Annotated in this window: 23 protein-coding genes; 14 read left to right on the top strand and 9 right to left on the bottom strand. The window is 68.2% G+C overall.

The genetic code is table 11. The features are described 5' to 3' along the window. Nucleotides 1-6: 6 nt before the first annotated feature. The 5 genes from ACWPQI_RS08085 to ACWPQI_RS08065 all read right to left on the bottom strand — a co-directional run bounded on the left by ACWPQI_RS08085 (nt 7) and on the right by ACWPQI_RS08065 (nt 4,497). A complete protein-coding gene (locus ACWPQI_RS08085) occupies nt 7-603 on the bottom strand; it encodes a hypothetical protein (protein ID WP_474738731.1) in 597 nt (198 codons plus the stop codon). Nucleotides 604-615: 12 nt separating this feature from the next. Continuing rightward, a complete protein-coding gene (locus ACWPQI_RS08080; RefSeq protein WP_474738730.1) occupies nt 616-2,148 on the bottom strand; it encodes a DUF4407 domain-containing protein in 1,533 nt (510 codons plus the stop codon). A gap of 81 nt (nt 2,149-2,229) precedes the next feature. Then, nucleotides 2,230-2,889, bottom strand: a complete 660-nt coding sequence (locus ACWPQI_RS08075) for a hypothetical protein (protein WP_474738729.1) — start codon at nt 2,887-2,889, stop codon at nt 2,230-2,232. Beyond that, nucleotides 2,849-3,784, bottom strand: a complete 936-nt coding sequence (locus ACWPQI_RS08070) for a protein phosphatase 2C domain-containing protein (RefSeq protein WP_139278868.1) — start codon at nt 3,782-3,784, stop codon at nt 2,849-2,851. The genes ACWPQI_RS08075 and ACWPQI_RS08070 overlap by 41 nt, the downstream gene beginning before the upstream one ends. After that, the gene (locus ACWPQI_RS08065; RefSeq protein WP_474738842.1) at nt 3,781-4,497 is read right to left on the bottom strand and encodes a vWA domain-containing protein; all 717 of its coding nucleotides are present in this window, start codon (nt 4,495-4,497) and stop codon (nt 3,781-3,783) included. The genes ACWPQI_RS08070 and ACWPQI_RS08065 overlap by 4 nt, the downstream gene beginning before the upstream one ends. 468 nt (nt 4,498-4,965) lie before the next feature. Between ACWPQI_RS08065 and ACWPQI_RS08060 the strand changes: the two genes are divergently transcribed. The 4 genes from ACWPQI_RS08060 (at nt 4,966) to ACWPQI_RS08045 (ending at nt 9,107) form a co-directional block, all read left to right on the top strand. After that, a complete protein-coding gene (locus tag ACWPQI_RS08060) occupies nt 4,966-5,271 on the top strand; it encodes a hypothetical protein (RefSeq protein ID WP_474738728.1) in 306 nt (101 codons plus the stop codon). 47 nt (nt 5,272-5,318) lie between these two features. Then, entirely contained in the window at nt 5,319-6,224 is a 906-nt protein-coding gene (locus tag ACWPQI_RS08055) for an SDR family oxidoreductase (protein ID WP_474738727.1), read from the top strand. Between the two features lie 221 nt (nt 6,225-6,445). Continuing rightward, nucleotides 6,446-7,249, top strand: a complete 804-nt coding sequence (locus ACWPQI_RS08050; protein WP_474738841.1) for a replication protein — start codon at nt 6,446-6,448, stop codon at nt 7,247-7,249. Between the two features lie 340 nt (nt 7,250-7,589). Then, a complete protein-coding gene (locus ACWPQI_RS08045) occupies nt 7,590-9,107 on the top strand; it encodes a plasmid pRiA4b ORF-3 family protein (RefSeq protein ID WP_474738726.1) in 1,518 nt (505 codons plus the stop codon). Nucleotides 9,108-9,517: 410 nt separating this feature from the next. On the opposite strand, the gene ACWPQI_RS08040 is transcribed toward ACWPQI_RS08045, so the two are convergent. Further along, nucleotides 9,518-10,129, bottom strand: coding sequence for a CBS domain-containing protein (locus ACWPQI_RS08040; RefSeq protein WP_474738725.1), 612 nt, complete (start codon nt 10,127-10,129; stop codon nt 9,518-9,520). A 136-nt stretch (nt 10,130-10,265) separates the two neighbouring features. Beyond that, the gene (locus tag ACWPQI_RS08035) at nt 10,266-10,565 is read right to left on the bottom strand and encodes a helix-turn-helix transcriptional regulator (protein WP_474738724.1); all 300 of its coding nucleotides are present in this window, start codon (nt 10,563-10,565) and stop codon (nt 10,266-10,268) included. A 240-nt stretch (nt 10,566-10,805) separates the two neighbouring features. On the opposite strand from ACWPQI_RS08035, the gene ACWPQI_RS08030 reads away from it, so the two are divergent. The 10 genes from ACWPQI_RS08030 to ACWPQI_RS07985 all read left to right on the top strand — a co-directional run bounded on the left by ACWPQI_RS08030 (nt 10,806) and on the right by ACWPQI_RS07985 (nt 23,642). Further along, on the top strand, nt 10,806-11,138 hold the full coding sequence (locus ACWPQI_RS08030) for a hypothetical protein (RefSeq protein ID WP_304433855.1): 333 nt from the start codon (nt 10,806-10,808) through the stop codon (nt 11,136-11,138). Then, nucleotides 11,135-11,767: a DUF3558 domain-containing protein gene (locus tag ACWPQI_RS08025; protein WP_474738723.1), complete on the top strand. Its 633-nt coding sequence runs from the start codon at nt 11,135-11,137 to the stop codon at nt 11,765-11,767. Before ACWPQI_RS08030 ends, ACWPQI_RS08025 begins: the two co-directional genes overlap by 4 nt. A 96-nt stretch (nt 11,768-11,863) precedes the next feature. Next, nucleotides 11,864-13,375, top strand: coding sequence for a DUF3375 domain-containing protein (locus tag ACWPQI_RS08020; protein ID WP_474738722.1), 1,512 nt, complete (start codon nt 11,864-11,866; stop codon nt 13,373-13,375). Next, nucleotides 13,372-13,977, top strand: a complete 606-nt coding sequence (locus tag ACWPQI_RS08015; protein ID WP_040275769.1) for a DUF4194 domain-containing protein — start codon at nt 13,372-13,374, stop codon at nt 13,975-13,977. Before ACWPQI_RS08020 ends, ACWPQI_RS08015 begins: the two co-directional genes overlap by 4 nt. Next, entirely contained in the window at nt 13,974-17,273 is a 3,300-nt protein-coding gene (locus ACWPQI_RS08010) for an ATP-binding protein (protein ID WP_474738721.1), read from the top strand. The genes ACWPQI_RS08015 and ACWPQI_RS08010 overlap by 4 nt, the downstream gene beginning before the upstream one ends. Then, nucleotides 17,270-18,406, top strand: coding sequence for a Wadjet anti-phage system protein JetD domain-containing protein (locus ACWPQI_RS08005; RefSeq protein ID WP_248957523.1), 1,137 nt, complete (start codon nt 17,270-17,272; stop codon nt 18,404-18,406). The genes ACWPQI_RS08010 and ACWPQI_RS08005 overlap by 4 nt, the downstream gene beginning before the upstream one ends. Before the next feature lie 65 nt (nt 18,407-18,471). After that, nucleotides 18,472-18,819, top strand: coding sequence for a hypothetical protein (locus ACWPQI_RS08000; RefSeq protein ID WP_010592290.1), 348 nt, complete (start codon nt 18,472-18,474; stop codon nt 18,817-18,819). After that, entirely contained in the window at nt 18,816-21,089 is a 2,274-nt protein-coding gene (locus tag ACWPQI_RS07995) for a TPR repeat domain-containing protein (RefSeq protein ID WP_040275761.1), read from the top strand. Before ACWPQI_RS08000 ends, ACWPQI_RS07995 begins: the two co-directional genes overlap by 4 nt. Beyond that, nucleotides 21,082-21,864 (top strand): hypothetical protein, encoded by a 783-nt coding sequence (locus tag ACWPQI_RS07990; RefSeq protein ID WP_474738720.1) that lies wholly within the window; start codon nt 21,082-21,084, stop codon nt 21,862-21,864. Before ACWPQI_RS07995 ends, ACWPQI_RS07990 begins: the two co-directional genes overlap by 8 nt. A 287-nt stretch (nt 21,865-22,151) precedes the next feature. Beyond that, on the top strand, nt 22,152-23,642 hold the full coding sequence (locus tag ACWPQI_RS07985; RefSeq protein ID WP_210062694.1) for a stealth family protein: 1,491 nt from the start codon (nt 22,152-22,154) through the stop codon (nt 23,640-23,642). A 71-nt stretch (nt 23,643-23,713) separates the two neighbouring features. Here ACWPQI_RS07985 and ACWPQI_RS07980 read toward each other — a convergent pair whose 3' ends face one another. After that, nucleotides 23,714-24,658 carry a DUF1214 domain-containing protein gene (locus ACWPQI_RS07980; protein WP_432794423.1) on the bottom strand — a complete coding sequence of 315 codons (945 nt, stop codon included), beginning with the start codon at nt 24,656-24,658 and terminating at the stop codon, nt 23,714-23,716. 117 nt (nt 24,659-24,775) lie between these two features. Further along, nucleotides 24,776-25,558 carry an IclR family transcriptional regulator gene (locus ACWPQI_RS07975; protein ID WP_191902960.1) on the bottom strand — a complete coding sequence of 261 codons (783 nt, stop codon included), beginning with the start codon at nt 25,556-25,558 and terminating at the stop codon, nt 24,776-24,778. Nucleotides 25,559-25,683: the final 125 nt, after the last annotated feature.

Here is a 25,683-nt window from a genome sequence, read left to right as displayed (position 1 = left end):
CTGGATTCACCCGGCCGCATTGCCCATTCCCTCGGTTATCGGACTTACGCGGTTGTCGATCCATCGGGTCACGTCGGGTTGATCCGCGGTCGCGACCTCATCCAAGAACCGGCTACATACGAGAGTGAGCCGGCCGGACGCGTCCGCGGGATCCGCAACGGTCCGCAGGGGTTTGTGCTCTCGGTGTACTCGAAAGTAGACCTCGTTCGCGTCCGCTCCGACAAGCCAGAGGAGAACCGGCCACGGAGACCGTCGGATCCTCTCCTGCTCTATCGCTCCGGCCGCCGCAACCATCAAGGTCATCCCCGCATGCGACTCGCTCGAGCCGATCGGACCGCTGCGCGGAATCGTTCCCCGCAAGATCGCCTCAGGACCAGAGCCGACCTCCAATGGCTGGAAGGAACTGTCGAACACAAGTTTCCCGCCTCGCAGGACTACGAGACGGAAGACGCCGTCGAGATGCGGTTGGGACAGCATGCGGTCGGACAATGCGGTCAACGCCGGAACGACAACGGAGGGGTTCCAGTTGTCACCTGGTAGATCGAGGACGAGATCGGTACGCAGCAGCGGATCGACATCGATGTCGAAGGACTGGTCGGACACGTGCTACGCCTTTCAGATCCTGCTCGGGTCGGGTAACGGATCCACCAATGTCCTGGTTGCGGTGCCGCCTCGAGGTGCGGGCCGTCCGTACTCGCCGTTCCCGGACCCACTCTTGTCGAGGGAGATCGACGCGGCAGTCGGCCGCGGGGGCATACCCGCCGGCGGCATACCCACGGTTCCGGTCCCACCGAGTGTCGCGGCCCAACTGTTCAGCCGCTCCGACGCGGTTGCCTTCGCGTGGTCGGTCCAACGCTCCAGCGCAGCATCGATCACGTCGACCTGGTGGGCGACCACGGCATCGTTGATTTTCAAGACCGCTGCTTGTTGCTTGTCGATACGGTCTTTCTCTGCCTCCATTTGGGCATCCGTGCGCAGCTTTTCCCGGTCACGTCTGGCGTCGATGTCGGCTGTCGCAGCCGCCACCTCGACGTCCTCTGTCTTGGTCAGAACGTCGTCGTAGGCGGTCGGCCTGCCCAAGTTGGTGAGCACCTTGAAGATCACAGGGAGCAGTTCGAGACACATGAACAGCGCGGCCACTGCATAGCGTGCCGCAGCCGCCGTGCCGTCTCCTGCCGAGAGGTCGTTCAATGCCTTGAGACGAGCGATGATGCCCTGGTTCGCTTGCTCCAACTGATAGCTGGTGTCCTGAGCCGACGAGATCTGCTCACGAAGCTGGGCGACCGTCTGCTCGACGATAGGAAGCTCGACCTGAGCGTCTGCGATGCGCCGTTCGCTTTCCTCCAGAAGAGTCCCCTCGAGTTCAGCCGCCAGTCGCGCCTTCTCTCCTTCCTTGGCCTCGACCTCACGGAGTGTCGCGTCCCAGCGCGCCTTGGCTTCGTTCGCGAGACGCTTCTTCTCCACACACATCGCGGCACAGCCGGCGATGCCGGTTCCACCGCTGCCTTCTTCTTCAGCGATGGCCAGGGCTTGGAGTCGGTCGTACTCGGCCTTCTGCTCGGCCGCCCGCTCGTTCAGTGCGTCGATCTCGGTCTGCACGGCTTGAACCTTCGGGTTGGCCGCTGGGTCCGCAGTGGGACCGGCATTGATCAAGGCACGAAGATCCGCCAGCTCTGTTTCTGCGGCCGTAAGATCTGCCGAGGCGGTGGAGTTGTTCAGGTCGGATCGAAGTTGTTCCTGCGCCGCGAGGATGTTCCGGTTCAGCTGGGCCTCGATCTCGGATTCGAACACCTTGAGCATCAGCGGAGTCGAAATGACGACGCCGATGATGACGGCCAGCACCACGCGGGGCACGGCCAACATCAACAGCTTCTTCAGGCTTCGTTCCTGAGAAAGCCCGAGAACAAGCATCCGGTCGAGATTGAGAATCGCGAGGCCCCACACCAGTCCAGCGACGAGAGCGAGGAGCCATCCCTCTGTGACGCCGGTGATGTAGAGGGCGTACGCAGCCGAGATCGCCGCAAAGAACGCGGTTGTCAGCAGGACAGCACCCATCGCCGCTTGCTTGGGAATCTGTCCCGGCAGCTGCCGCAAGACATCGATTCGCGCGCCGGCAAGTCGGGCGAGGAACCGGGAGAAAGGACTCATTCGATTTCCGTTCAGAACAACGAGATTGCTTCTCGAACCTTCAGGTACGAGTGGTCGGTCGTGGGCACAGTGCGCTTCGACTCATCGCCGAGATCTGACGTGCCATAGCAGTGCCGAGGGGAATCCGACGACCAACAGCGATATGCAGGCCATCATGGCGATAGCCGACGACATCTGCCAGAGACGTAGATAACCGATAGCCGAGTAACACGGCCACGCAACAGAAGCGGTGGTGAAGCGGTGGACCGTCTCGCAAGGGCTGTACGAAGGCGAACTCGGCGCCGCGCCGTAGATCGCCTTCGGGATGGCTGTGGCCATCTTGCTCGTGTCCGCTTCCACTGCTGCAATGGTCGGTGCCGCCATTGCTCTCAGGTCGTTTGCGAAGAACACCTGCGTCAGCGGGATCGACATCGCCACTGCCAGTATCCAGACCAGCAGAACGTACCCGCGGCGCTCACCTCGGAATCGTTCGACGTCACGCTTCATCACTGCAACGGCCGACTGGACCTCTCGATGAAAGATCCGAAACAGGTAGGCGCCCCAGAGCAATCCGATCACTGCCAGGGGTCGCCAGAGAATTCCCGCGACCGCACCCATCGCCAGAACCGGAATGCATGCCACCACGACAACGCATGCCTTTTCCGAGTCGAAGAAGGTGCCTCTCGTGATATCCCGCAATCGTGAGCTGAGGCCGGTCTTCCTAGCGTGTGGGAGCCCAGAGTGCGACACCGGTCCGGTCATCGAGAAGTCTCCTCCTTCCGAAGGACACCTGAGCTGCGAAGTTCAATGCGGTGGGAGGTTTCATCCACGACCGCTTGAGAGTCCGGGCAACTTCCCCGTCTCCCGCCCCGAACGCATCACCGACTCCATCCGTGCATGCGAGGAGCAGCTGGCCCTCGAGCAGGGTGAACTGCCCCGGCCGCACAGATGTCCGGTCGCGCAACGGCAGAGCCGACGTCCGGTTGGTCGCGATGTCCTCGGCAGCGGCCTTGCCTCCGAGGACGGGAATCCACGCCGTCTCGTCGTCTGTGGATACGTCCGTCAGCCACAACGAGCTGTCTCCGATACCCGCGTAGCGCACCGTCCACGAGCCCGAAGCCGACACCCTGTCCACCACGACGAGGATCGCGGTCGTTGCCATGACTTCACGGACCCCGGCCACTGACGAATCCGACACCCCGAGGTTCTCCGCGGCAACTGTGACCGCCTCGGATGCAGCCTGGAACGTCTCGGTCCACCCGTCGTCGTCGCTCGACGTTGCGGCATCGATTGCGCGATCGACCAGACAGTTCGCGGCTGCCTCCGCAGCGATGTGGGACTGCGGTGCGCTACCGACGCCGTCACATACGGCGACAGCAAATCGATCCGTCTCCGGCGAATACCGCACCGCGTACGCGTCCTGACGGGGCGATCCGTCGCTTCGGTGCATGAGTCCGCGTACCGACGCCGCTCTGAGTGACCACCCGAAACAGTCGAACGCGTCGCACATCGAGTCCGGTGGCATCGCCGTGCGAAACGGCATCCCACCTCCGAGTTCGGTGTATGCCCGTCCCGGGTCACCGACTGTGTACGGCTCGGGGTGCTCGACGTCGAGAGTTCCTTGCTGTTCCAAGTCCCCTCGCAGCACCTCGCTCACACCATGTCCCAGGCGGGAGCCTGCTGGAGAACGTGCTCTGTTCCTGCCTTCTCCAAGCTCACGCGCGGCATTCCGTCTGCCGCCGACTGCGTCGAACTCACGACCGACTGAACGACGATCTTGGCGATCGCAGCCATGGCTTCGGCGCGCCCCAATCCCTGGCGGGCGATGAAGTAGTAACTCTCCCCTCGCTTCTTCGGGAACGTGATCTCCTTCAGGATCTCGCCGTTCGCATCGCCGAACCCGAAGGGAATGATGTTCGGAAACGGTTTGGCGGTCGTGAGCTCCTGCAACGCCCGCCGCCATTCACCGTCGCTGTCGGACGGGTGACCGTCCGTCACGAAGAACACCATGGGCCGATAGACGGCGCCGCCGGACTCGGTCTTCAACACCGGGAGATCCCGCTGAATCTGTTCCTTCAGAGTCCGGAAGGCTGCGGCATAGGAGGTCAGACCTTCCACATGCAGGACGTCGCCGTTTCCGATCAGCGTGTCCTGGGCAAGATCCATCATCGGAATGACCACGCGTGCGTGGTCACTGAAACTGATCAGGGAGACACGGGCGATGTCGGCCAGGATCGGGCTCTTCAGCATCTCGTTCTTCAAGTCACGGAGTGCTTGGTTGAGAGCAACCATCTCGTCCACCATCGAGCCCGACACGTCGAACACCAGGTAGAACGGCGCTAATGCAGCCTGTTCGACCTGCACGTTCATGTTCGACACCACTTGCCTCCTTGTTCCAGGTACTCGTCCGTCCGAGACGGACACACAGACGTATCGACCGACGGGCCGTTAGAGTTACGAACAAACATCGTCGGAATCATTAGTATGCGCCACTAGCTCGATACCGTCCTTGGGTGGCCCTGCTCGTCTCACGGCGGGTCGCTGAGCGGGTTAGGGATGCCCAGTGAGCACGGAACTTGGTCAGGCCGGACACCACCGGTCGAAGACAGGCCCAGCCGGCGCCACCTCTCCGTCTTCGGCCTCGTCGTCGCCCTGTTCTTCTTCGCGTCGAGCCTGAGCCATCCCTCATCCCGGCGTCGGCGTGCTTGTTCCCTTAACTGCCCGTCGCTGGATCGCTTCGCGGCTCACGTGGTGGCGGCAACGCCACACCGTCCGGCGGACCGCCGAGGTGTGGTTGAGCAGCCTCAGGTTCCCTAGCGATCGGGCAACCTCTCGTCGATGCCGCCTTCGCCATCGCCTTCGCCATCGCCGTCGTCGTGGGAGAGCCTGAGCCGTCAGGACCGCACGTTCGTGGTCGACGGGATGAACGCCGAGCAGTTGACCGAGCTGAACTGCACACCCGCACTCGACCGCATACGGGCGTATGGGGGGCTCGAGGCCGACGACACCACCGACGGACAAGTACAGCTGATCGTCGACGAACTCGACCGCACGAAAGTCTGGGATGGGAGATCTTCGTGGTCTGAAGAACCACCGGATCCGGATCCGGCCGGATCAACCCGACCTCCGCCTCGATCGAAATGATTCATAATGGCAACTCGGCCATCGCCGCGATTGAATACTCGTTCCTCATGAGCCACTTGAAGGAGATCGCCCTGGTCGCCGGCGCCACCCGCGGCGCCGGGCGTGGGACTGCAATCGCTCTCGGCGAGGCCGGCGCGACGGTCTACTGCACCGGCCGCAGCACCCGCGAGCGCCGCTCGGAGTACGACCGGCCGGAGACCATCGAGGAGACCGCCGAGCTGGTGACGGCTGCGGGCGGGGTCGGCATTCCTGTCGCCGTCGACCACCTCGATCCCGAGCAGGTGCGTCGGCTGGTGCAGCGCATCGACGACGAGCACGGCCGCCTCGACGTCCTCGTCAATGACATCTGGGGCGGCGAGAAGCTCATCGAGTGGGAGACTCCGCTGTGGGAACACGACCTCGCGGGCGGACTGCGGATGGTGCATCTCTCGGTCGACACGCACCTGATCACCAGCCACTTCGCGCTGCCGCTGCTGATCCGGAACCCTGGCGGGCTCGTCGTCGAGATGACCGACGGCACAGCCGAGTACAACGCGAGGAACTTTCGACTCTCGGTGTTCTACGACCTGGTCAAGTCGGCGATGCTCCGGCTTGCGTTTTCCCAGGCGAAGGAGCTCGCGCCACACAGGTGCACGGCCGTCGCGCTGACGCCCGGGTGGATGCGGTCGGAGATGATGCTCGAGCACTTCGGGGTCACGGAGGAGAACTGGCGCGACGCCACCGAGGAGCACTTCGTCGCGATCTCCGAGTCGCCGCGGTTCGTCGGCCGAGCGGTCGCGGCGCTGGCCGCGGATCCGGACGTGCATCGCCGCAACGGCGGGTCGTTCTCATCGGGCGGGTTGGCGCGCGAGTACGGCTTCACCGACGTCGACGGGTCGCAGCCCGACTGCTGGCGATACATGGTGGAGGTTCAAGATCGCGGTCTGCCCGCGGACGCGACCGGGTATCGGTGAGCACGACACGCCGACGTATCGACGGTCGCTGGCTCACAACGTATTCCACGCCAGCGCACCGAATCGATTGACGCGTCGGCAGCACGATGCCACCATGTGTCATCCCCCGCGCCCGCGAGGGTCACAACTGAAGAAGGCCCGCCAGGAGCGGCAACTCCCGACGGGCCGGATGTCCGACTGAATAGGAGTCGAACGTGGGTAAGGATACCCGCGTCGGAGGCGTGCGCCGCGCGCCGCGCCCGACGAGCAACTACACCGTCGTCCGCAACGAGACGATCGGCAACAAGGACCTCTCCTTCCGCGCCCGGGCGGTCTTGATCTGGCTGCTGTCGAAGCCGGCCGACTGGCGCATCCGCTCCGACGCTATCGCCGCGGAATCACCGACCGAGGGTCGCGACGCCATCCGGTCCGCGATGCGGGAGCTGGCTGCGCGCGGTCACCTCGTCACCGAGCGTCGCCAGAACGAGCACGGCCAGTGGATCACCGTCCAGACCGTCTACGAGGTACCGGTCCGGCCCCAGCCGGGGCCTGGAAATCCGAGCCCCGGCGAGCCGGACACCGGAGAGCCCGGCGCTGAACAAAGTACTGAGGACCAAGAGACTGAAACAAACCCCTCGCCAGCCACCGAGCCGACGGTGCCACCCGCGCAGCAACAAGGGGTGAGCAGCATTCCGCAGAAGACGCAGATCAGCGAGCTGGCGACCGCATGCCGCGCCGCCGGCCTGACCGCGACGTTCGACTACCTGCCCGCCGCCGCCCGCTCCCAGATCGTCGCGCTGATCGACTCCCATGGAATCCCGCCCCTGGTCGCGGCGGCACGATCGGCGCACCGTCCGGGCAATCCGACGCGCTTCGCGCACGCGTGGATCCCGCTGTGGCAATCGCTCCCCCAGCCACGGCCTCCCCTGCCGCCCCGATGCGGCCGGTGCGACGAGTACGGCTGGCTACCCGACGACCCGCACGGCCGCGCCGTACGGTGCCCGTGCCGTCGCGTCGACGCACCCGACCACCCGCTCGCCGCGTGAGCATCCGTCGGCGGCGAGCCGGTAGCATCTGCGGGAACTGTTCCGTGACCACCGAGGTCGGAGGCCCATGTCCCGCAAGCGCTCAGGGTCGAGTCGCGGCTCCTCTCCTCATAAACCGCTGCCCGACAATGTCGTATCGTTGGCCGCGCGCCGTCGCCCGGCGGGCACACCGAGCGAGCAGTACCGCGCACTGGCACCGGAGTTCGCCGCATGGCTGATGGAGAACGCTGGGTGCTCGGCGAATCAGGCGGAGGAGTTCGTTGCCAGCGTCGGGCACGCGATCGACGTCCTCTCGCGTGCGGATTCCGGGTTTGCGACCACGGCATGGCGGAGCCGCGACGTGGACCACCTTCTAGAGCGGGTGCTGACGAGTGAACTGGTCGAGGACGACGACGAGACGCGGGCGCACATCGCCGGAGACGCCGCCGTGTTCTTGCAGTTCCTCTCGGCGACAAACCGGTGGACCGGCCAGGACGAAGACCTCGGGTACGCCCTGTCCACGCTCACGTCGTACATCGAATCGAGGCTCGCGTCCCTTCCACCCACCGAGGTCGACGAACCACCAGTCGAGCCCGAGGCCGAGCGCGCCGCCTTGACGGCCGTGCCGGTCGTCGCACGGCTCGACGCCCTGCTCGGCTGGATCGGTGAGCGCCGGCCCGTGACCGCGACCGGAGCGCTGAAGCGTGCCCTGGTCATGGAGGCCTTCGACGCCGTCGGCGGCAAGCGCGAGGACCTGGCACCGCGCAAGGTCCAGTCGATGTGGGACCTTCCCGTGCTGGAACAGACCTGGGTCGTTGCGGCCATGGTCGACTTGATCTCGATCGGCAAGACCGTCGTCAAGCCCGGTCCTGCCGCGCCGGTGTTGCGGGAGCCGGACCGGAATCCCGACGAGTACCTCGCTCTGTGCCGGGACGCGGTGACGCATTCCCTCATCGTTGCTCTCGGTCGGCGCGGTGAGGGGCGCCTCGAGGCGTTCCATTCCGCCCTCGACGCGGCGACCGCCGCCGTCCTGTCCGCCGGTCTCGGTGAGCACCCGCTGCCGTCCGACCCCGAGGAGCGCCTGCACGCGCTGTCCGTGCTGTTCCCCGGCATGCCGGTCGGACCGAGTTTCCTCGGCAGCATGCTCGTCGACCGCCTCGAGGAATTCGTCGCCGACGGCATCCTCGACGACGCGGACGGCTACCGCGTGCCGACACCGCTCCGTCCTGCCGTGCGGGCCGCCGTGCGTATTCTGCTCGGCGACACGGCACCCGTCGCCCTTCATCCGCCCGCGCGGTGCACCCTGCGAATCTCGTTGCGCGACAGCGAGCCCCCGGTATGGCGACGGGTGGTGGTCGACAACTCCCTAAGCCTGCTGCATCTGCACTTCGTCATCCAGAGCTGCTTCGCCTGGGAGGACTACCACCTGCACCAGTTCACCAAGGGCGAGCCGTTCACCCGTGGTCGCGTGTACGTGCCCGACGATCAGGTCGACGACGAGCTCGCGAACGGATTCAGCGACGTCGTCGACGAGGGCACGGTGACCATCGGGACGGCGCTGCCCGAAGCTGGAGCGACCCTGACCTACCTGTACGACTACGGCGACGGGTGGACGCACGACATCGTCGTCGAGTCCGTCGCCGACTTCGACGCCGAGGCGCCGCGCGCTGCCTGCGTCGACGGGCACGGCCTGGCGCCGGCCGAGGACTCCGGCGGGACGTGGGGCTGGACGGACATGCTCGCCGCAGCCGACGACCCGGCCCACGAGCGACACGACGAGGTGCGGCAGTGGCTGGGACTGCGGCCGGGCGAGCGTGTCGACTCGGAGTGGTTCGACGCGGACGAGGTCAACGGTCAGTTGCGCTCATTGTTCGGATAGCTACAGGGCGCGGCTATCGCGACTGTGGAACCTGACCAACGGGATTGCATCCGGACTCGCATTCGACCCGTGCGAATCTGCCGCCAGTGACGGCGTCGAGTTGCGAAGAGGGCCGAACTCTTTGCGTCGGGTACCGGCAGTGATTGCAGTGCATCCCGCATCTCGCCTCGGCGTTCGATGCGACGCTCGGACGGTGCAGCAACGAGGCAGGGCCGTCGAGCCCGCCGTTATCCGCCGATCCGGCGCTGGGCGGAGCACACCCACGCGGCCCGTCCCGGCCGTCACGACCGAGATCCGTCACCCTCGGTGCCGGTGCGGTTCACCGTCGGATTCCGTGGAACACGTCGAGGGACGAATGCGCTGCGACAGCGACGGCGGACGCCACGCCGAGACCGGAAACCCGTTGCGGGTCAGGCATCGTCGAAGTTCCAGCTCGCGGCAGGGCGTGGGTCGTCGTCCGTCTGTCGGGGTGCGGCGGTGGTGGCGCTGCGGGTGCCCGGTACGGTGCGGGCCAGAGCGATCGCGATGCGCCGTTCGGATTCGTCGGCGAACAAGCCCCGGATGGTGACGCGGCCGCCCGACACCTCGGCGCGCCAGCGTCGGGCGCCGGTGTAGTCGTCGAGGCGGCGCTGGACGCTGACTCCGATGGCCTCGTCGGGCTTGAGCGACAGCCGCAGCAGGTCCCCGCGGGAAACGATGCCCACCACGTGTCCGTCGTCCTCGACGACCGGGATGCTGCGCAGCCCCCGACTCAGCAGCAACCGACTGGCGTCGGCCAGATCCTGGTATGCCGCGACTGCCACGGCGGGGGCAGTCATCACTTCGGCCACCGTCCGTGTGTCCTCGGACATGGTGCCGCGCAGCACATCACCGCTTGTGAGGATCCCGACGAGGCGGTCCCGGTCGTCGAGGACCGGCAGGGCGGCGTACCCCTGCTCGGCCAACGGGACGGCAGCCTCGGTCACGGGCACTCCCTGGTGGACGGTGGCGACCGGTCGGTGCATCACGTCGCGTACTCGCATGGGACACCTCGTTCCCGGGTGCAGGACCCGGATCGACGAAACTATACAGGAAAAGTAAAGCACGAAATTCAAATCATGTATAGAGTCTCGTCCGCAGTTTGCAGCGCATCCTGGCCCACGAAGCCCTGAGGCGCGGTCAGCGCAGCGCCGCCAGAAGTTCTCCGACGGTGTGGTGGGACTCGAGCGGATGGCGCAGTCGGCCTTGCGGATTCACGGCATAGGTGTTGCGCCGGCCGACGCGGGTCTTGGTTACGTAGCCCTCCTCGACCAGATCGGCGAGGATCATCTGCACCGCCCGTTCGGTGATGTCGACCCGGCGGGCGAGTTCGCGCACGGTCGACTCCGTGCCGTCGGTCAGACACAGCAGCACGTGGGTGTGATTGGTCAGAAAGGTCCAGTGCCGACGCGGTGGGCCGTCGGACGCGCTCGAAGTCATGCCCTCACCATAGGTCCGATGCAATTCACGTATTGACGTTCAGGATAGAAGGTTCGGAGTGGTGAGGCGACGCTGTCGTCGTCTTCACTTCGATCACCACGCACGTCGGTTCGGGCAGTCGGTCGCCAGTGCCGCGTCGAGTTCATCAGCCCGGTGCCTCGGCCACGGCTTGCGAGCGTGCCACCTCGTCTGGCAGCCGGTGGGGTACAGTGCCCGGGCCAACTGATACCGGGGGGATTCATGGCCGAGGGACTTCGTTTGGATCCGCAGACGATCGAGGAGATCGTCGCCATCTGCGACACCATGCTCGAGACGCTCCAGGAAGCGGCGCAGCAGGCTAAGAGACTCGCCATCGCACCAAGCTTCGGAGGATTCCAATCCGCACAGGATCTTCGTGCCGGCTTCGAACGCAAAGCTCGCGGCACACCGGAATCGCTCTACGAACGTCTCGAGCAGTTCGAAGCGGTCCTCAGCGGCATGCGCGACACCTTCGCTGCTGGTGGTGAAGGGTTCCTCTCCGCAGAGCACGACTGGGCTACCCGCATGCACTCCCTGAACCAGGACAAGCTGTGACCGTACGCCGCCGAACATTCGCAGCTTCGTGTGCACTCTTTGTTCTGACCACACTCGCAGGTTGCACAGCCCCCGCCCACACCGGGCTCGCCGTCGTCGAGCCGCAAGGCGCTCCCTCTACTACGACTCGCGTCCCCCGTCTGGTGGACGAGTCCGACCGACCACTCGTCGCATTCGACCCGTGCCTCGACATCCCCGATGACGTGCTTGCCGCGGCAGGCTACGACCCGAACTCCGAAGAGAACGCGGACTTCGCCGCCACCCACTACACCATGCTCGGCTGCTCCTACGACGGCACCACGCCTGTCCCCGGCGTAGCCGCCTACGGTCTCACGGTGATGTCGGCCAACTTCGACTGGGCAATCGAACTACAAAAGTCAGCTGATAACGGCGACGAAACGATCCACACCGAGATCGCCGGCCGACGCGCCTTACTGAAGACCAATCAGTCCTTCCCAGAGAGTTGCGACGTGAGCATCGAGACGTCCTACGGCGTGCTCCTCTTCGCTCAGGTCCTCTTCGGCAAGGGCGGCATCCGCGTGCCCGAAGCGCAATGGTGTACCGGACTCGAAGACACCGCCGAGCGCATCGTCGCCGTCCTCGACGACTTCGAGTCGCGCACCCGCTGACCCAGCATCCCGTCTGCATTCCCCCCGGAAGCCGAACTCGAACCCGCCCGAGTTCGCCGGGCCACGCTCGCGACGCTGTCGTCCCCGTGTGTCAGCATGGTCGAACCCGATCTCGGAGGGAGCGTCGTGTCCACCGCCGACCTGCACCGCCTGGCGCGCCTGCGGCAGGAGCACCCGGCGTGGGCTCTGCTGCGGTCGGACAATGCGGCCGCGGTGCTGGCGCTGCTGGGCCGGCACTTCGACCGCGGCACGCGACGGCTGCCGGCCCCGGAGCTGTTCGCCCGCCTCGATGCGGACCTGCAGGAACTGCGCGACGAGGGCTTCGAGCTGCCGCGTACCGGTCAGGCCTATTGTGCGGACTGGGTGCGCGCGGGTTACCTGCTGCGCCGCGCGAGCGCCGACGCCCGCGAGGAGACTCTCGAGCCGACCGAGGCGACGTTCGCCGCGCTCACGTTCGTCGCGGGCCTGACGACCGCCACCAGCTCGGTCACCGAGTCGCGGCTGACCACCCTGTCGAGCCAGCTCCAGGCGCTGGCGCGGGACTCGGACCCACGCAGCGAGAGCCGCCTGGCGGCGTTGCGGGCCGAGCGCGACGAGCTGGACCGGCAGATTGCCGCCGTCGAATCCGGTGACTTTCCCGTGCTGGACGGGAACCGGGCGGTGGAACGGTCCGCGGAGATCCTGGCGCTGGCCGGGGAGATCCCGGGCGATTTCGCGCGGGTGCGCGCCGAGCTGGAGGCGCTCAACCGGGAGCTGCGGGCCCGGATCCTCGACGAGGAGGGCGACCGCGGCGACACTCTCGGCGAGGTGTTCCGCGGGGTCGATCTGATCGGCAGTTCCGACGCCGGCCGCAGCTTCGCCGGCTTCTACGACATGATCATCGACCCGGAGCGGTCGTCGCAGCTCGACGACTGGATCGAGGCGGTGCTGCAACGCCCGTTCGCGCAGCAGCTCACCACCGAGCAACGCGGCCGGTTCCGCACCCTGCTCACCGAGATGGAGGACGCGGGCGGCGAGGTGCACGCGACGATGACGTCGTTGTCGCGTTCGCTGCGCCACTTCGTGCAGTCCCGCCACTACGAGGAGCACCGGCGTCTGCAGCGGCTGTTGCGCTCGGCCCAACAGCAGGCCCTGCAGGTGGCGCAGCGCCGCAAACCGTACGACCTGCTGGACCTCGAGCTGGTGCGGGTCGGCATGGGCATCGATTCGGTGGCGGCACTGCAGCTGCACAACCCGGCCGACGACCTGGTGGCCGAGCCGGTGGTGACCCAGCCGGTCGGCGAGGTGGATCTCGCGGAGCTGCGCCGCATCGTCCGTGAATCGGAGATCGACATGGACGAGCTGGCCGGCAACGTCGCCGCCACGCTGCGTTCCCGCGGCAGCGCCACGATCGGCGACGTGTTGCGCGATCATCCCGCCACCCAGGGCTTGGCCAGCGCGGTGGGTCTGCTGGTGCTCGCCGCGGAGCACGGTCACCGCGTCGACGGCACCGAGGAGATCGCGTGGACGTCCCCGTCGGGCGCGACCCGCGTCGCGACGGTGCGCCGGCACCTGTTCGACCCGACCGACACCGAGTTCACCGCCCGCATCACCGAGGACGCGTCATGACCGAATCGACCACCCGCACGGGGCTGTATCCGGGCGACACCGGCGAACTCGACCTCGACACCCGCCGCGCGCTGGTGCAGCTGCTCAAGGGCCCGCTCGTCACCGCCGACAAGCACCCGGAGGTGTGGCGGACGGTGATCCGCGACGAGCGGGTGCTGCGGTCCCGGCTCGCGGACGTGTTCCTCGATCTCGTCGTCGACGAGGACGATCAGCTCGCGTTCACCCGCCCCGCCGACACGGGGGATCACAAGGCCCCGACGGTGCTGCGCACCGAGCGCCTGACGTTCATGGACACCGTGATGCTGCTGGCGTTGCGGCACCGGCTGCTGCGCGCCCAGCCGGGCGAGCGGGTGATCGTCGACTTCGACGAGGTGGCCGGGCAGCTGGAGATGTACCGCGCGGCGACGAGCACCGATCCGGCCGGCTTCCGTAAACGGGTCAACGCGTCGTGGGAGAAGTTGAAGAAGTACACGCTGCTGGCATCGACGTCCACGGAGGGCCGGATGGAGGTCTCGCCGGTGTTGCGGCAGTTGTTCGACGCCGATCAGGTCGCCGCCGTCGAGGCCGAGTTCCGGCGCATCGTCGAGGAGGACGCGCCGTGAGCGCCGCACCCGTCCACCCCGGCCAGTTCCGGCTCGCGCGGGTGCAGGTGGTCAACTGGGGCACTTTGCACGGGCATCACGACATTCCCGTGGCCCGCAAGGGTTTTCTCATCACCGGGGCGTCCGGCTCGGGCAAGTCGACGCTCATCGACGCGATCTCGACGGTGCTCATGCCGGGCGGCAGCGTGCGGTTCAACGCGGCCGCGCAGGAGTCGGCGGCCGGGTCGGGCCGCAACTTCGTCAGCTACATCCGTGGGGCGTGGCGGCGCGAGGCCGAGGCCGACACCGACGCGCTCACCGCCTCGTATCTGCGCACCGGCGCCACGTGGAGTGCGGTGGCACTGACGTACGACGCCGCCGACGGCACGGCCCCGGTGACCCTGGTCAAGCTCATGCACCTGCGTCGGGGCGCCAACGCCAACAACGAGATCTCGCACCTGCACCTGATCCTCGACACCGACCTGGAGCTGACCGACCTCGAACCGTTCGTCGCGCGGGGCATCGACACCCGGGGCATCCGCAAGCGCTGGCCCGATGCGGTTGTGAACCCCAGCTACGCGCCGTTCGCCCGCGCGTTCCGGTCCAAGCTCGGCATCTCGTCGGAGGCCGCGCAGCGGCTGCTGCACCGCACGCTGTCCGCGAAGAGCCTGAACAGCCTCGACCAGCTGCTGCGCGACTACATGCTCGACGAGCCGGCCACGTTCGCGATGGCCGAGCGGGCCACCACCCAGTTCCGCGAGCTGCGCGAGGCGCATCGCGTCGTCGTCGACGCTCGTCGTCAGGTCGAGACGCTCGAGCCGCTCGTCGCGCTGGCCGACGCCCGTCGCACCGGGCTGCAGGCCCAGCGCGACCTGCAGGACGAGACCGATCACCTCGACGCGGTGCACGCCCGGATGACGGTGGACCTGCTCAGCGACAGGCTCGACGAGACGCGGGCGCAGACCGGTCTGCTGCAGGCCGCCGCGGACAAGACCGCCGACGAGGCCGACCGCGCCGGCGAACGCACCCTCGATCTGCGGGTGCGCGCCGAGAGCGCCGGCGACGGCCGGCTCGCAACCCTCCGCGTGCACAAGGAGACCGCCGAGACCGCACTCGAACGAATCACCCAGCAGCGCAGACGGTTCGACGTCGCTCTCGCCCACTGGGAGGCGGAGCCGCCGGGCACCGCGGACGACTTCGCGCATCTGCAGGCCCAGCTCGAACGGGAACTGCGCGAGCTCGACGCCACCGCCGACACGCGCAGGGCCGAACTGTACGAGGTGGCCGGTGCGCTCGCCGAACGCCGGAAGACGATCCGCGCGCTGATCGCCGACCGGGAGATCCTGGCCCGGCGCCGCTCCAACCTCGATCCCGACCTGCTGCGCGCCCGGGAACTGGTGTGCTCGGCGGCCGGACTCGGGGAGGACGCCCTGCACTTCGCGGGCGAGCTGATCGCGGTGCGCGCCGAGCACGCCGAGTGGACGGGTCCGATCGAGCGGGTCCTGGGCGGATTCGGGCGCACCCTGCTGGTGCCCGACGAGCTGTATCCGCGGGTGGCCGCCGCCGTCGACGCACACCATCTCGGCGCCCGCCTCGTGTACCGGCGGGTCCGCACGGGCGTCGGCGCGCCGGACGCACCCACCACCGCCGACGGCTCGCTCGTCCGCAAGCTCGAGGTGCGCCCCGGCCCGCTCGCCGCGTGGCTGCAGCACCAGCTGGCGGACCGCTTCGACTACGCGTGCGTCGACACCGCCGACGACCTGCGCCGCGTCCCTCGGGGCGTGACCCGGGCCGGGCAGGTCAAGCACGGCGGTGACCGGCACGAGAAGGACGACCGGCGGCGTATCGACGACCGCAGCCGCTGGGTCCTCGGCTTCGACAACGAGACCAAGCTCGCCGACCTGCGCCGGCGCATCGGCGACGCCGAGACCGACGTCGACGCGTTGCAGCGGCGGCAGGAGGCTCTCGAGCGTGCCGAGTCCGCGATCCAGCAGCGTCGGCAGGCCGCCGCGGTGATCCGCGAGTCCGCGTGGGCCGACGTCGACGTCGCGGCGGCGGGGAACGCGGTGGACGCGATCGAGGAGCGGCTGCGCGAGTGGATGCAGGGCAACACCGAATACGCCACGCTCACCGCGGATCTGACTCGCGCCGAGAGCGAGGAACGCGCCGCCCGGCAGGCGCACACCGCGGCGCTGGCCAAGCTCGAACAGCACCGGGACGAGCTGACCCGGGTGCAGGCGCGGCTCGACGACGCGCAGGCCCACGCCGGCACCGCGGTGCCCGACCCGATCGCCGTGCGCATCCGGGCCCGGTTCGCCGCGGCGGTCCGCCGCGTCACCGTCGACAACATCGACCGGGCCCTGAGCACGGTGGGTCGCGCGATCAACGAGGAGATGCGGTCCGCGCAGCGCGACACCGCGGACGCCGAGCGCCGCATCACCGCCATCCTCACCGGCTACCTCGCCGAGTGGGAGGCGCGGCGCGCCGAGATGCGCTCCGAGGCCGAGTACGTCGACGACGCCCTCGCGGTACTCGCCCGGCTGCGCAGCGACGGCCTGCCCGCCTACGAGGACGAGTTCTTCCGGCTGCTGCGCGAGCAGTCGCACCGCAACATCGGGGAGCTGGCGCGCGCGATCCGTAAGGCGCCGGGCGAGATCCGCTCGCGCATCGAGCCGGTGAACGAATCGCTGCGCCGCTCGCCGTTCGACACCGACCGGATCCTGCGCATCGACGTCAAGGACCGGCGCTCCCCCGCCGCGTCGGAGTTCCTGGCGGAGCTGTTGCAGATCACGAGCGGCGCGTGGAAGGAGGAGGACCGGGCCGCGGCGGAGCGACGGTTCGAACAGATGGCGGCGGTGCTCGAACGGCTCGACTCCGGCGAGCCCGCCGACCTGCGGTGGAAGCGCCTCGTGCTCGACACCCGCCTGCACGTCGGATTCATCGGGGTGGAGGTCGACCCGGAGGGCCACGACGCCAACTATCACGACTCGAGCTCCGGCCTGTCGGGTGGGCAGGCGCAGAAGCTGGTGTTCTTCTGCCTCGCGGCCGCGCTGCGCTATCAGCTGGCCGCCGCCGGCGAGGAATTGCCGCGCTACGGCACGGTGATCCTCGACGAGGCGTTCGACCGAGCCGACCCCGCGTACACGCGGCGGGCGCTGGACGTGTTCACCCAGTTCGGGTTCCACATGGTGCTCGCCACCCCGCTCAAGCTGCTGCAGACGCTCGACGACTACATCGACGGCGTGGCCGCGGTGAGCATCCGCGACAAGCGCTACTCGCAGATCGCACTGTTGCCGATCCGCGGCGCCGGCACGTGAGCGCATTGTGCGTGCCGCCGTCCGCGGTCGCCGGCAAGGCCCAGGCCGCGTACCGCAGCCGTCGCACCCGATGGGTCACCGATCCCGCTGCGGCCGAATCGGATTCGCTGTCGATCGGGCTGCATCCGCCGTCCGAGCGGCGGGTCGCGCAGGATCCCGACGCCGTCGTGGCGTGGGTGCGCGCCTGGCACGGTTATCCGGGTGCCGGGCAGGTCGAGTGGGAGACGCGGCGCTGGCCGAGCTTCGGCACGCAGGAAGTGCCGATGCGCCTAATACTTTCGGGCGCGACCGAGATCGCCGCCGCGGCCGCACGAGCGCCCGAGTGGCGCACCCTCACCGAACGGCAGGCGCGACTGCTCGACGGACTCGGCCCCGGCACCGCGACGCTCGCGACCGCGATCGCCGCGACGCATGCCCGCTGGCTCGAGCTGGACGAGCCGGACTTCTCCCGGCTCGTCGCGGCTGTGCGCTGGCTGGCCGAGCATCCGTCGTCGGGGCTGTTCATCCGTCAGCTGCCGGTGCCCGGCGTCGACACCAAATGGGTGTCGCGGCACCGCGGTCTGGTCGAGACGCTGCTCGAGGGAGTGCGCGGCGACCGCGACCTGGGAGTGCGGTCGCTGCCGCGGATGTGCGAGGTGGCCGTGTGCGACCGGACGCTGCTGCCCGCGGCGCCGCGGATCTTCGCGACGTCGCTCGACGAGCTGGCGGCACTGCCGGTGACACCGGCCCGCACCCTGATCCTCGAGAACAAGGAGGGTCTGCACGCGCTGCCGGAGCTGCCGGCGACGGTGGCGGTGCACGGCGGGGGCTACGCGGTGCACGAACTGGCGGACGTGCCGTGGCTCGCCGCCTCCGACGTCGTGTACTGGGGCGACCTGGACACGCATGGCTTCGCGATCCTCGACCGGCTCCGCGGCCACCTCCCGCACGTGCGCAGCCTGCTCATGGACCGCGGCACTGTCGAGCGGTGGCGTGACCTCGCCGTGCCCGAGGCATCCCCCGCTCCGCACGTGCCCGCGCACCTGACCGGGCCGGAACGCGACGCCCTCGACGCGGTGCGCACGGAAGGGCTTCGGCTCGAGCAGGAGCGGATCCCGTGGCCGTACGTCGTCGCGCATCTCGCGGCACTGTAGCCGCGGACGTCGAGCCTGTCGCACGCCGGTGTTAGAGTCCCCGCGTCGATTCGTAGGGGGGACGAATGGTGGGGGAACTGCGCGCCGATGTGGCGCGTCTCGAGGAGTTGAGCGGACGACTGCACGGCCTGGCCGCGGAGGCGTCGCGGCTGCGCGTGGGTCCGGCGGCGGGACCGTATGCGCCGGCCCTGGACGCGCTCATGCCGTCGGTACTGGAGGCGGCTCGCCTCTCGCAGGAAATCGTCGACAGTGCCCTGATTCCCGCGCTCGCGGAGCGTCTCGGCGAGACCGGTGACGTCATGCGCGCCACCGCGCGCGAGTACCGCGACCAGGACGACACGTCGGCGACGCGACTGGTCTCGGCCTATCTCTCGGCCACCGGCGACTGGCGCGTCGACGAGGATCCGGCATGACCCTGACCAAGGGGCAGGTTCGGGAATGGAATCCGAGACAACTCGACGACATCGGTCGCGCGTGGCGCGACGCCGGGGGCCGGATCGAGGAGCTGTTCGATCGATACGTCGCCGCCGTCACCGACGTCGGCGGCACGTACTGGGAGGGACGTACCGCGGAGGCCGCGCAGGAACGCGCCGCGGCCGACAGACGGACCGTCGTCGCCCTGGTCGATCGGCTCGACACGCTCGCTCGACGGCTCGAACAGGGATTTCACGAGGTCGACGCGCCACTCCAGCGCGCCCGGGCGACGATCCTCGACGCCGAGGCCCAAGGGTTCGTCGTCGGCGAGGACCTGACGGTGCGCGATCCGGCGCCGGACCCGGACCGGGAAGCGGCCCGAGCCGGCCTGCAGGCGTACCTGGCCGAGGCGGTGTCGACCGTCGAGAACGCCGACCGGGCGCTGCAGCAGGAACTGAGCGCCGCGCGGGCTCTGCTGCGAGCCGACTTCACCTCGGTGGCTGCGCTCGGCACGGACCAGGGGCACGCGGACGGCGCGCGGCTGGTCGACGGATCGGTGACGCCGGAGGCGCTGCGGCGCCTACTCGAAGCCGGTGCGCTGACACCGGAACAGGTCGACGCCCTGCGCGCGGGCGCGGCGGCGACCATTCCGTCGTCGCACATGGAGTACCTGGTGGCCCTCAGCCGGTCCCTGGACGGCAGGACGCCCCGGGAGATCGCCGACCTCATGGCCGGACTGCCGGCCGGGGCTCGCAGCGCGCTGGCCAACGCGCTGCAGATCGTCTCCACCGAGAACGTCGTTGTCGCCGTCGCCGACGGTGACATCGCCCCGCGTGGCGGGGCGGACCTGCTACCGGACGGGATCCGGGCGGCACTCGACCGCGACGATCTGGTTGTTCACGGCTTCCGGACGATCGGCGGCACGACCTACACGAGCACCGAACTGAACGGCGTCGCCGACAACCAGGCCGTCGCCGGGATCGTGGCCGAGGGCGATGCGGTGTACCGGTCCGGCAGCACGCTCGACCGGGATCTCCTGGATGTCGGTCGCCGATATCTCGACGCCCAGGTCGCGTTCGCGCAGGACCCCAACCGCAGTTTCGAGTTCTTCACCGTCGACGGACGCGGCACGGGCGACGGTGCGTTGACGGCCGGAATCCTCACCGCGGTGGCGGACGACCGCATCGCGGTCGAACAGGCCGTCACCGACCCTGAGCACGGCACCGATTTCGTGCGGAACGTACTGGTGCACGACTGGTCGGACGACGGTGCGGCGGTGTCGTCGCTGTTCCGCGCCGACGTGAAGGACGGAGTGGTCGACGATCCTCACAACGCCGCCGACGTCGCCGCAGCGACCCGTCACGGCGCGATCATGGCCGCCGTCGCGGGCGCGATGAGTTCCGGAGAGGCGTGGAAGACGTTGTCCGCCATCCCGGAAACCGACGGGCAGTCGGTGGGTCAGCTGAATCCTGATCTGCTGCGAACGGTTTCGCACGGCCTGAGCCCCTACATTCCCGACCTGGCGGGATCCCCACAGGCGGATCGGCCCGGATTCGACGTCGGCGACTGGGCGGATCCGAAGGACAACAGCAGCTATCGCGGCTCGGCGAACGTCTTCGCCGCGATGAACACCGATCCCGAGGCCGGCACGCATTTCACCGGCAGTGCATTCGCGTCCGTTGTGGCGGCCGAGACCCGGTACGCGCAGGACCCGTACACCTCGGGCACGACGGCGGAGCTCTCGACGGCCGGTCGCATCCTGGGGCTGACCGACCGGGGGCTGATGCTGTCGACCCAGGACGATTTCCACGACGAGACCGAGCGGCAGCAGGCGATCTACGACCGCAAGTCCGCCGCCTACGACGCAGTCCTTGCCCTCGGCGCGTTCGGCCTGGAGAAGTTCCCCGGCGGTGAGTACATCGCGACGCTCTACGAAGCAGGCGGTGATCCGTTGAAGGAGTTGCACATCGGCCCGGAGCCCGGCACGGAGGAATCAGCCGAGCTCACGGGCCCGAACCTGGTGCGGCAGTACTACAACGTGCTTGCGGCCGCGCCGGAGGTGCCGGTACCGATCCGTGCCCACCATCGGAACCTGTTCGACGAGGCGGGTCGGCTCGAGCCGTACGACGAAATCGTCGGTTCGGAATCGGACAAGGAGGTGCGACATGCCATGTTGCGTGAGGCGTTCAACGAGTACGGCAACCCGACCGACGGGCACGAGACGGCCATGCAGGAGGCCTACGACACGGTGGTGCGCACGAATGGCTGAGACACGGCTGTCGGCCCTGGGATGCGTCGCATTGCTCGCCTTCACCGCCGGGTGCGGGGACCGCACGCCGGAGGATCCACGTCCGGTTCCCGTTCCTGAGCCGCCGGTCGCGTACACGCACGTGTGGTCCGCAGACCCCGACATCGACCTGTCCAGCCGCGGCGCCGAGCTGGTCCGCGCCGCAGTCGAAGCCGGACTTCGCACGTTCAACTACGGTACGAAGTTCACATTCCCCGGATACCTCGACGCCATCGGGGCACCGTACGATTTCGACCACGCCGAGGTCTGGGATCATCTGGTACGCCCCGGTCCCGTCGATCCACCACAGTGGCGAGCCACGTACTTCATGCATCTCACGGCACTGTCGGCGACGGCCACGGAAGTCACTGGAGCCGTGTGCGAGTACGGCGTCGGCACAGAACCGGGAGAAGAGTACTCGGTCTATCCCCTGAGAATGGTCCGGGCGGTGACCTTGCGCAACACCGCCGACACACCCGGCGCAGCCGGTATCCCCGACACCGACCCGGAAGGACACGATCCCCGCGCCGCCATCGCCCCCGACTGGAACGTCTTCGGCACCTGGAAGATCGTCCAGCTCCGCACCGGGGGACCGAACTGGGTCATACCGGACACGTGTACGGCGTGGTGGCACGAACGCTTCCCCACCTTCGAACTCCGCGACGGCCTGCTCTCGCCACCCCCAGGCTTCGAACCACCCACCATGCCCGTCGCCCAGCAATACCCCGAATGGATCGGACCGGCGAGTGCCGGCTGAGTCGCCACGAACGCCGCAGTCCCGAAACTGGACCCCGCACAGGCCACCGATTCCGGAGACGCCTCACCACCCGCGCCTTCACGATGTGCCTGAAGTTGCAATAGTGAACTAGAATCGAACTTCTCGTTCCCGGGTTCTCGCCCGGGAAATTCCCTTCACAGGAAAGGAGCACTCCGACGCACACGCCAGCCCCCCACACTGTTCATCTCGTCTCCCTGCCCCACAGCGTCGGAGATGCTCCTCCGCTCGCCTCGGAGCGGCCCCGGCTGCACGGCCACCCCCACATCGTGTGGTTCCGGGACCGCTACGCGATCCCCATCTCGACGACCACGCCGCGCCAGGCGATGCTCGAGGATCTGCAGTTCGTGCGCCGGGTCCTCGACGACGCCGGCATCGACTATCTGCTGGTCCGCGGCGACGGCACCCGCCCGGTCCTGGCGGTGGACTGGGCCGACCGCAAGGAGCTGCGTGCCGCGCTGGTCGGCGCCTGCACCGACGAGCCGTTCTACTCCAAGACCGTGGGTGCGAAACGGCACCGTCCCGTGCTCGTCGCGGACGGCCGGCTCTCGCACAGTTCCAAGGCCCGGATCTTCCGCCTGTTCCGGCCGCGGGTGGAACTCACCAGCGGCCTGCGGTACGGGGCGTCGAACGGGGTGCAGATCGAGTTGTGGTCGCACACCGACGACGAGATCCTCCTGCCGAGGGAGAACGCGCTGACCCGGCGCAGCGTGCTGCGCGACGAGGTCACGCGCGGCACCGTGGAACGCTACGGACAGACGTGGCCGACCATCGAGGGGATGTTCGCGGCGCACCCGTCGGACGTCCCGTTCGAGATCGACCTGGTGTTCTCGTGGGTGGACGGCTCGTCGAAGGAGTGGCAGGCCGAGCGCGCCAAACGCCTGCAGAACTACGTGGTGGGCGAGGGCGACGACTCCCCCGCCCGCTTCCGGCAGATCGACGAGCTCAAGTACGCGCTGCGCTCCGTGCACATGTATGCGCCGTGGATCCGGCGGATCTTCGTCGCGACCGACTCCGACCGGCCGGACTGGCTGGCCGACGACGGGCAGGTCACGTTCGTGCGCAGCGAGGAGTTCTTCGCCGACCGGTCGGTGCTGCCCACCCACAATTCGCAGGCCGTCGAGTGCCAGCTGCACCACATCCCGGGTCTGTCCGAGCACTTCCTGTACTCGAACGACGACATGTTCTTCGGTCGCCCGGTGGATCCGCAGATGTTCTTCTCCGGCGGCGGGGTCACGAAGTTCATCGAGGCGGACACCCGCATCGGATTGGGCCGGAACCACAAGAAGCGTAGCGGTTTCGAGAACGCGGCCCGCGTCAATCGCCGGCTGCTCGAGGAGCGGTTCGGGGTGACGATCACCCGGCACCTCGAACACACGCCGGTGCCGCTGCGCAAGAGCATCATGGCGGAGATGGAGCGGGAGTTCGCGGACGAGTTCGCGGCCACGGCGGCGAGCACGTTCCGGGCCGCGGAGAACATCTCGGTGACGAACTCCTTCTACCACTACTACGCGCTGATGACCGGCCGGGCGGTGCAGCAGACCGCGGCGCGGGTGAAGTACGTCGACACGACGGTGAAGTCGGGGCTGCGGGAACTGGACACGCTGCTGGCGAAGCGGACGACGGACCTGTTCTGCCTCAACGACGGCAGCACACCGGAGGTCGACCTCGAGCTGCGCACTGCGAAGGTCACCCAATTCCTGGAGCGGTACTACCCGATCCCGGCGCCGTGGGAGACGGACTACCCGGGACGGTCGTGACCCGCACCGCGTAGCCCCTCGATCCGGCCGCCCCGCTTTCCGCGGGGCGGCCGGGTGGAACGCGAATCCGGTCACCGCCCGTTCGACAGGGTGGGAAATGTCCAGCTTCCGTCGAGGACTTCCGGGCGCGGGCGGTACAGGCGCACGAGATAGTTCCACCCCTCGGTGACGGGAAGGTAATTGGCACGGTCCGCATCGCCGCCGGCCCCGAATCGGACGGTGATCGAGCCGTCCGCGTTCGGCACGCCCGTGATGTTGTTGACGCTGTAGGCATTCTGTGCGTTCGGTTCGAAGAAGCCCTGCGCGTTGTAGACCGAGACGGACCAGAACCCGTCGACGGGCACATCGCGGACGGTCAGCTCGTACTCGCCGACCGGCAGTCCCGGATCGACGCCGATGTAGGCGGCCTCCGTGGTCGGCAGGCCACCCCAGCCGGCGGCGGTGCCGATCAGGTGCCGGACCGGGTCGATCTCACCTCGGGCGCCGAACATCCGGTCGAAACCCGTCAGTCCTCGCGCCAGCGCCAGCAGCGCCTCCCGCGTCGCGTCGAAGCTCGGCCGGTCGTAGTCGGGCGCCGTGAACGGTGTCGACGACCCGGCGTCGAGACGGAACCGGTCCTGGAGCGAGGCCACGGCCTGCACGTCGTCCGGATCGGAAGGATCGACGAGAATCCGCACCGCGACGGCGACGTACGGGGTCGGGAACTCGTCGGCGGTGAGCCTGTGCTCTCCCGGGTCGTGCAGGATCCGATCGACGTGGTGGTCCTGGTCGACCACCATCACGGACAGGTACCGTCGACCGCCGTCGGGGATGGTGAGGGTCGCGCCCTCCGAGGTGTCGACGATCGCGAGGCTGTAGAGGGTGTCGCGGTTCATCCGGATCACCGTCTGCTGCTCGACCGAGGCGGGCTCCCGGTTGTGCCGGAGCACATTGATGCCCCCGGCGTCCCGCTGAAGATCGAGAAACATCCGATCCGTCTCCGCGCGAACGAAATTGTCCACATTCACCGATGTCATGCGCGGCAGCCTAGACGACGCACGCTCCACGCGCTGTCCGATTCGTCCGCCTCCGCGACGGACCGGAATTCCCCAGCGGGGACTGCCGGGCCGGCCGCCGGGCACATGCGGCCCGTCTCATTCCGGCTCCGCCATCCGCGCGCGGCGCGCGAGGGTGGCGGCGACCCCGGCTGCGGCCGCGCGCACCGACGTGGTGTGCCGCTCGGGATGGAACCGAGCCACAGGACCGGTGACACTGAGAGCCGCGATCGGCCGGTCGTCCGTGTCGAGCACCGGCGCGGCGACGCAGGTGATGCCCATCGCGGATTCCTCGCGTTCGTACGCGACCCCCTCGTCGAGGACGCGTTCGAGCTGTGCGCGCAGCAGTCCGGGCCCGGACAGCGTCTTCGGGGTGCGCCGTTCGAGTGGCTCGGCGAGCACCCTGTCGATGATCTCCGGATCGGAGTGCGCGAGGAGCGCCTTTCCGATGGCCGTGCAGTGCAGCGGCATTCGGCCGCCGAGACGGGACGGGGAGCGGGCCTGCCGGTGTCCGCCGATCTTGGCGATGTAGACGACCTCGGTGCCCTCGAGGATGCCGAGGTGGACCGTCTCGTGCGTCCGCTCGTACAGGTCCTCCAGGAACGGGGTGGCGACCTCGATCAGGCTGCGCTCGGTGGACGCCCGCATGCCGAGTTCGAACAGTTGCCCGCTCAGCCGGTAGCCGGCCCGGGTGCGGTCGAGGAGGCGCACCTTGACGAGGTCGGAGAGCAGCCGGTGCAGGGTGCCCTTGGGGATGCCGGTGCGTCGGCCGAGTTCCGCGAGGCTGAGCCCGTGGTCGTCGACGGTGAACGCATACAGCACGGTGACGACCTTGCCGAGCACGGTGTTCGGGTCGATCTGCGCGTCGCCGGGAGCGCCCACCGCATTCCCCTTTCGTCCGGTGACCTGGCAGTTCGGGTCACCCGCCACTGTACGTTCCACTGAGTCGAACACCATGCTGGCCGGGCGCCGGGCCGCCCGGTGACAGTGGACAGGTCCATTCCCTT

It is taken from the genome of Rhodococcus sp. LMD (assembly GCF_056108245.1).
The sequence above is the reverse complement of the archived record's forward strand: the minus strand, read 5'-3'. Positions and strand labels throughout refer to the sequence as shown.

Coding starts and splice junctions, on each gene's coding strand:
- ACWPQI_RS08035 (WP_474738724.1), bottom strand. CDS start 10,565: ATGACTTCGAGCGCGTCCGACGGCCCACCGCGTCGGCACTGGACCTTT.
- ACWPQI_RS08040 (WP_474738725.1), bottom strand. CDS start 10,129: ATGCGAGTACGCGACGTGATGCACCGACCGGTCGCCACCGTCCACCAG.
- ACWPQI_RS07995 (WP_040275761.1), top strand. CDS start 18,816: ATGACCCTGACCAAGGGGCAGGTTCGGGAATGGAATCCGAGACAACTC.
- ACWPQI_RS08030 (WP_304433855.1), top strand. CDS start 10,806: ATGGCCGAGGGACTTCGTTTGGATCCGCAGACGATCGAGGAGATCGTC.
- ACWPQI_RS08075 (WP_474738729.1), bottom strand. CDS start 2,889: ATGACCGGACCGGTGTCGCACTCTGGGCTCCCACACGCTAGGAAGACC.
- ACWPQI_RS08015 (WP_040275769.1), top strand. CDS start 13,372: ATGACCGAATCGACCACCCGCACGGGGCTGTATCCGGGCGACACCGGC.
- ACWPQI_RS08080 (WP_474738730.1), bottom strand. CDS start 2,148: ATGAGTCCTTTCTCCCGGTTCCTCGCCCGACTTGCCGGCGCGCGAATC.
- ACWPQI_RS08055 (WP_474738727.1), top strand. CDS start 5,319: ATGAGCCACTTGAAGGAGATCGCCCTGGTCGCCGGCGCCACCCGCGGC.
- ACWPQI_RS07980 (WP_432794423.1), bottom strand. CDS start 24,658: ATGACATCGGTGAATGTGGACAATTTCGTTCGCGCGGAGACGGATCGG.
- ACWPQI_RS08060 (WP_474738728.1), top strand. CDS start 4,966: ATGCCGCCTTCGCCATCGCCTTCGCCATCGCCGTCGTCGTGGGAGAGC.
- ACWPQI_RS08000 (WP_010592290.1), top strand. CDS start 18,472: ATGGTGGGGGAACTGCGCGCCGATGTGGCGCGTCTCGAGGAGTTGAGC.
- ACWPQI_RS08065 (WP_474738842.1), bottom strand. CDS start 4,497: ATGAACGTGCAGGTCGAACAGGCTGCATTAGCGCCGTTCTACCTGGTG.
- ACWPQI_RS08020 (WP_474738722.1), top strand. CDS start 11,864: ATGGTCGAACCCGATCTCGGAGGGAGCGTCGTGTCCACCGCCGACCTG.
- ACWPQI_RS07990 (WP_474738720.1), top strand. CDS start 21,082: ATGGCTGAGACACGGCTGTCGGCCCTGGGATGCGTCGCATTGCTCGCC.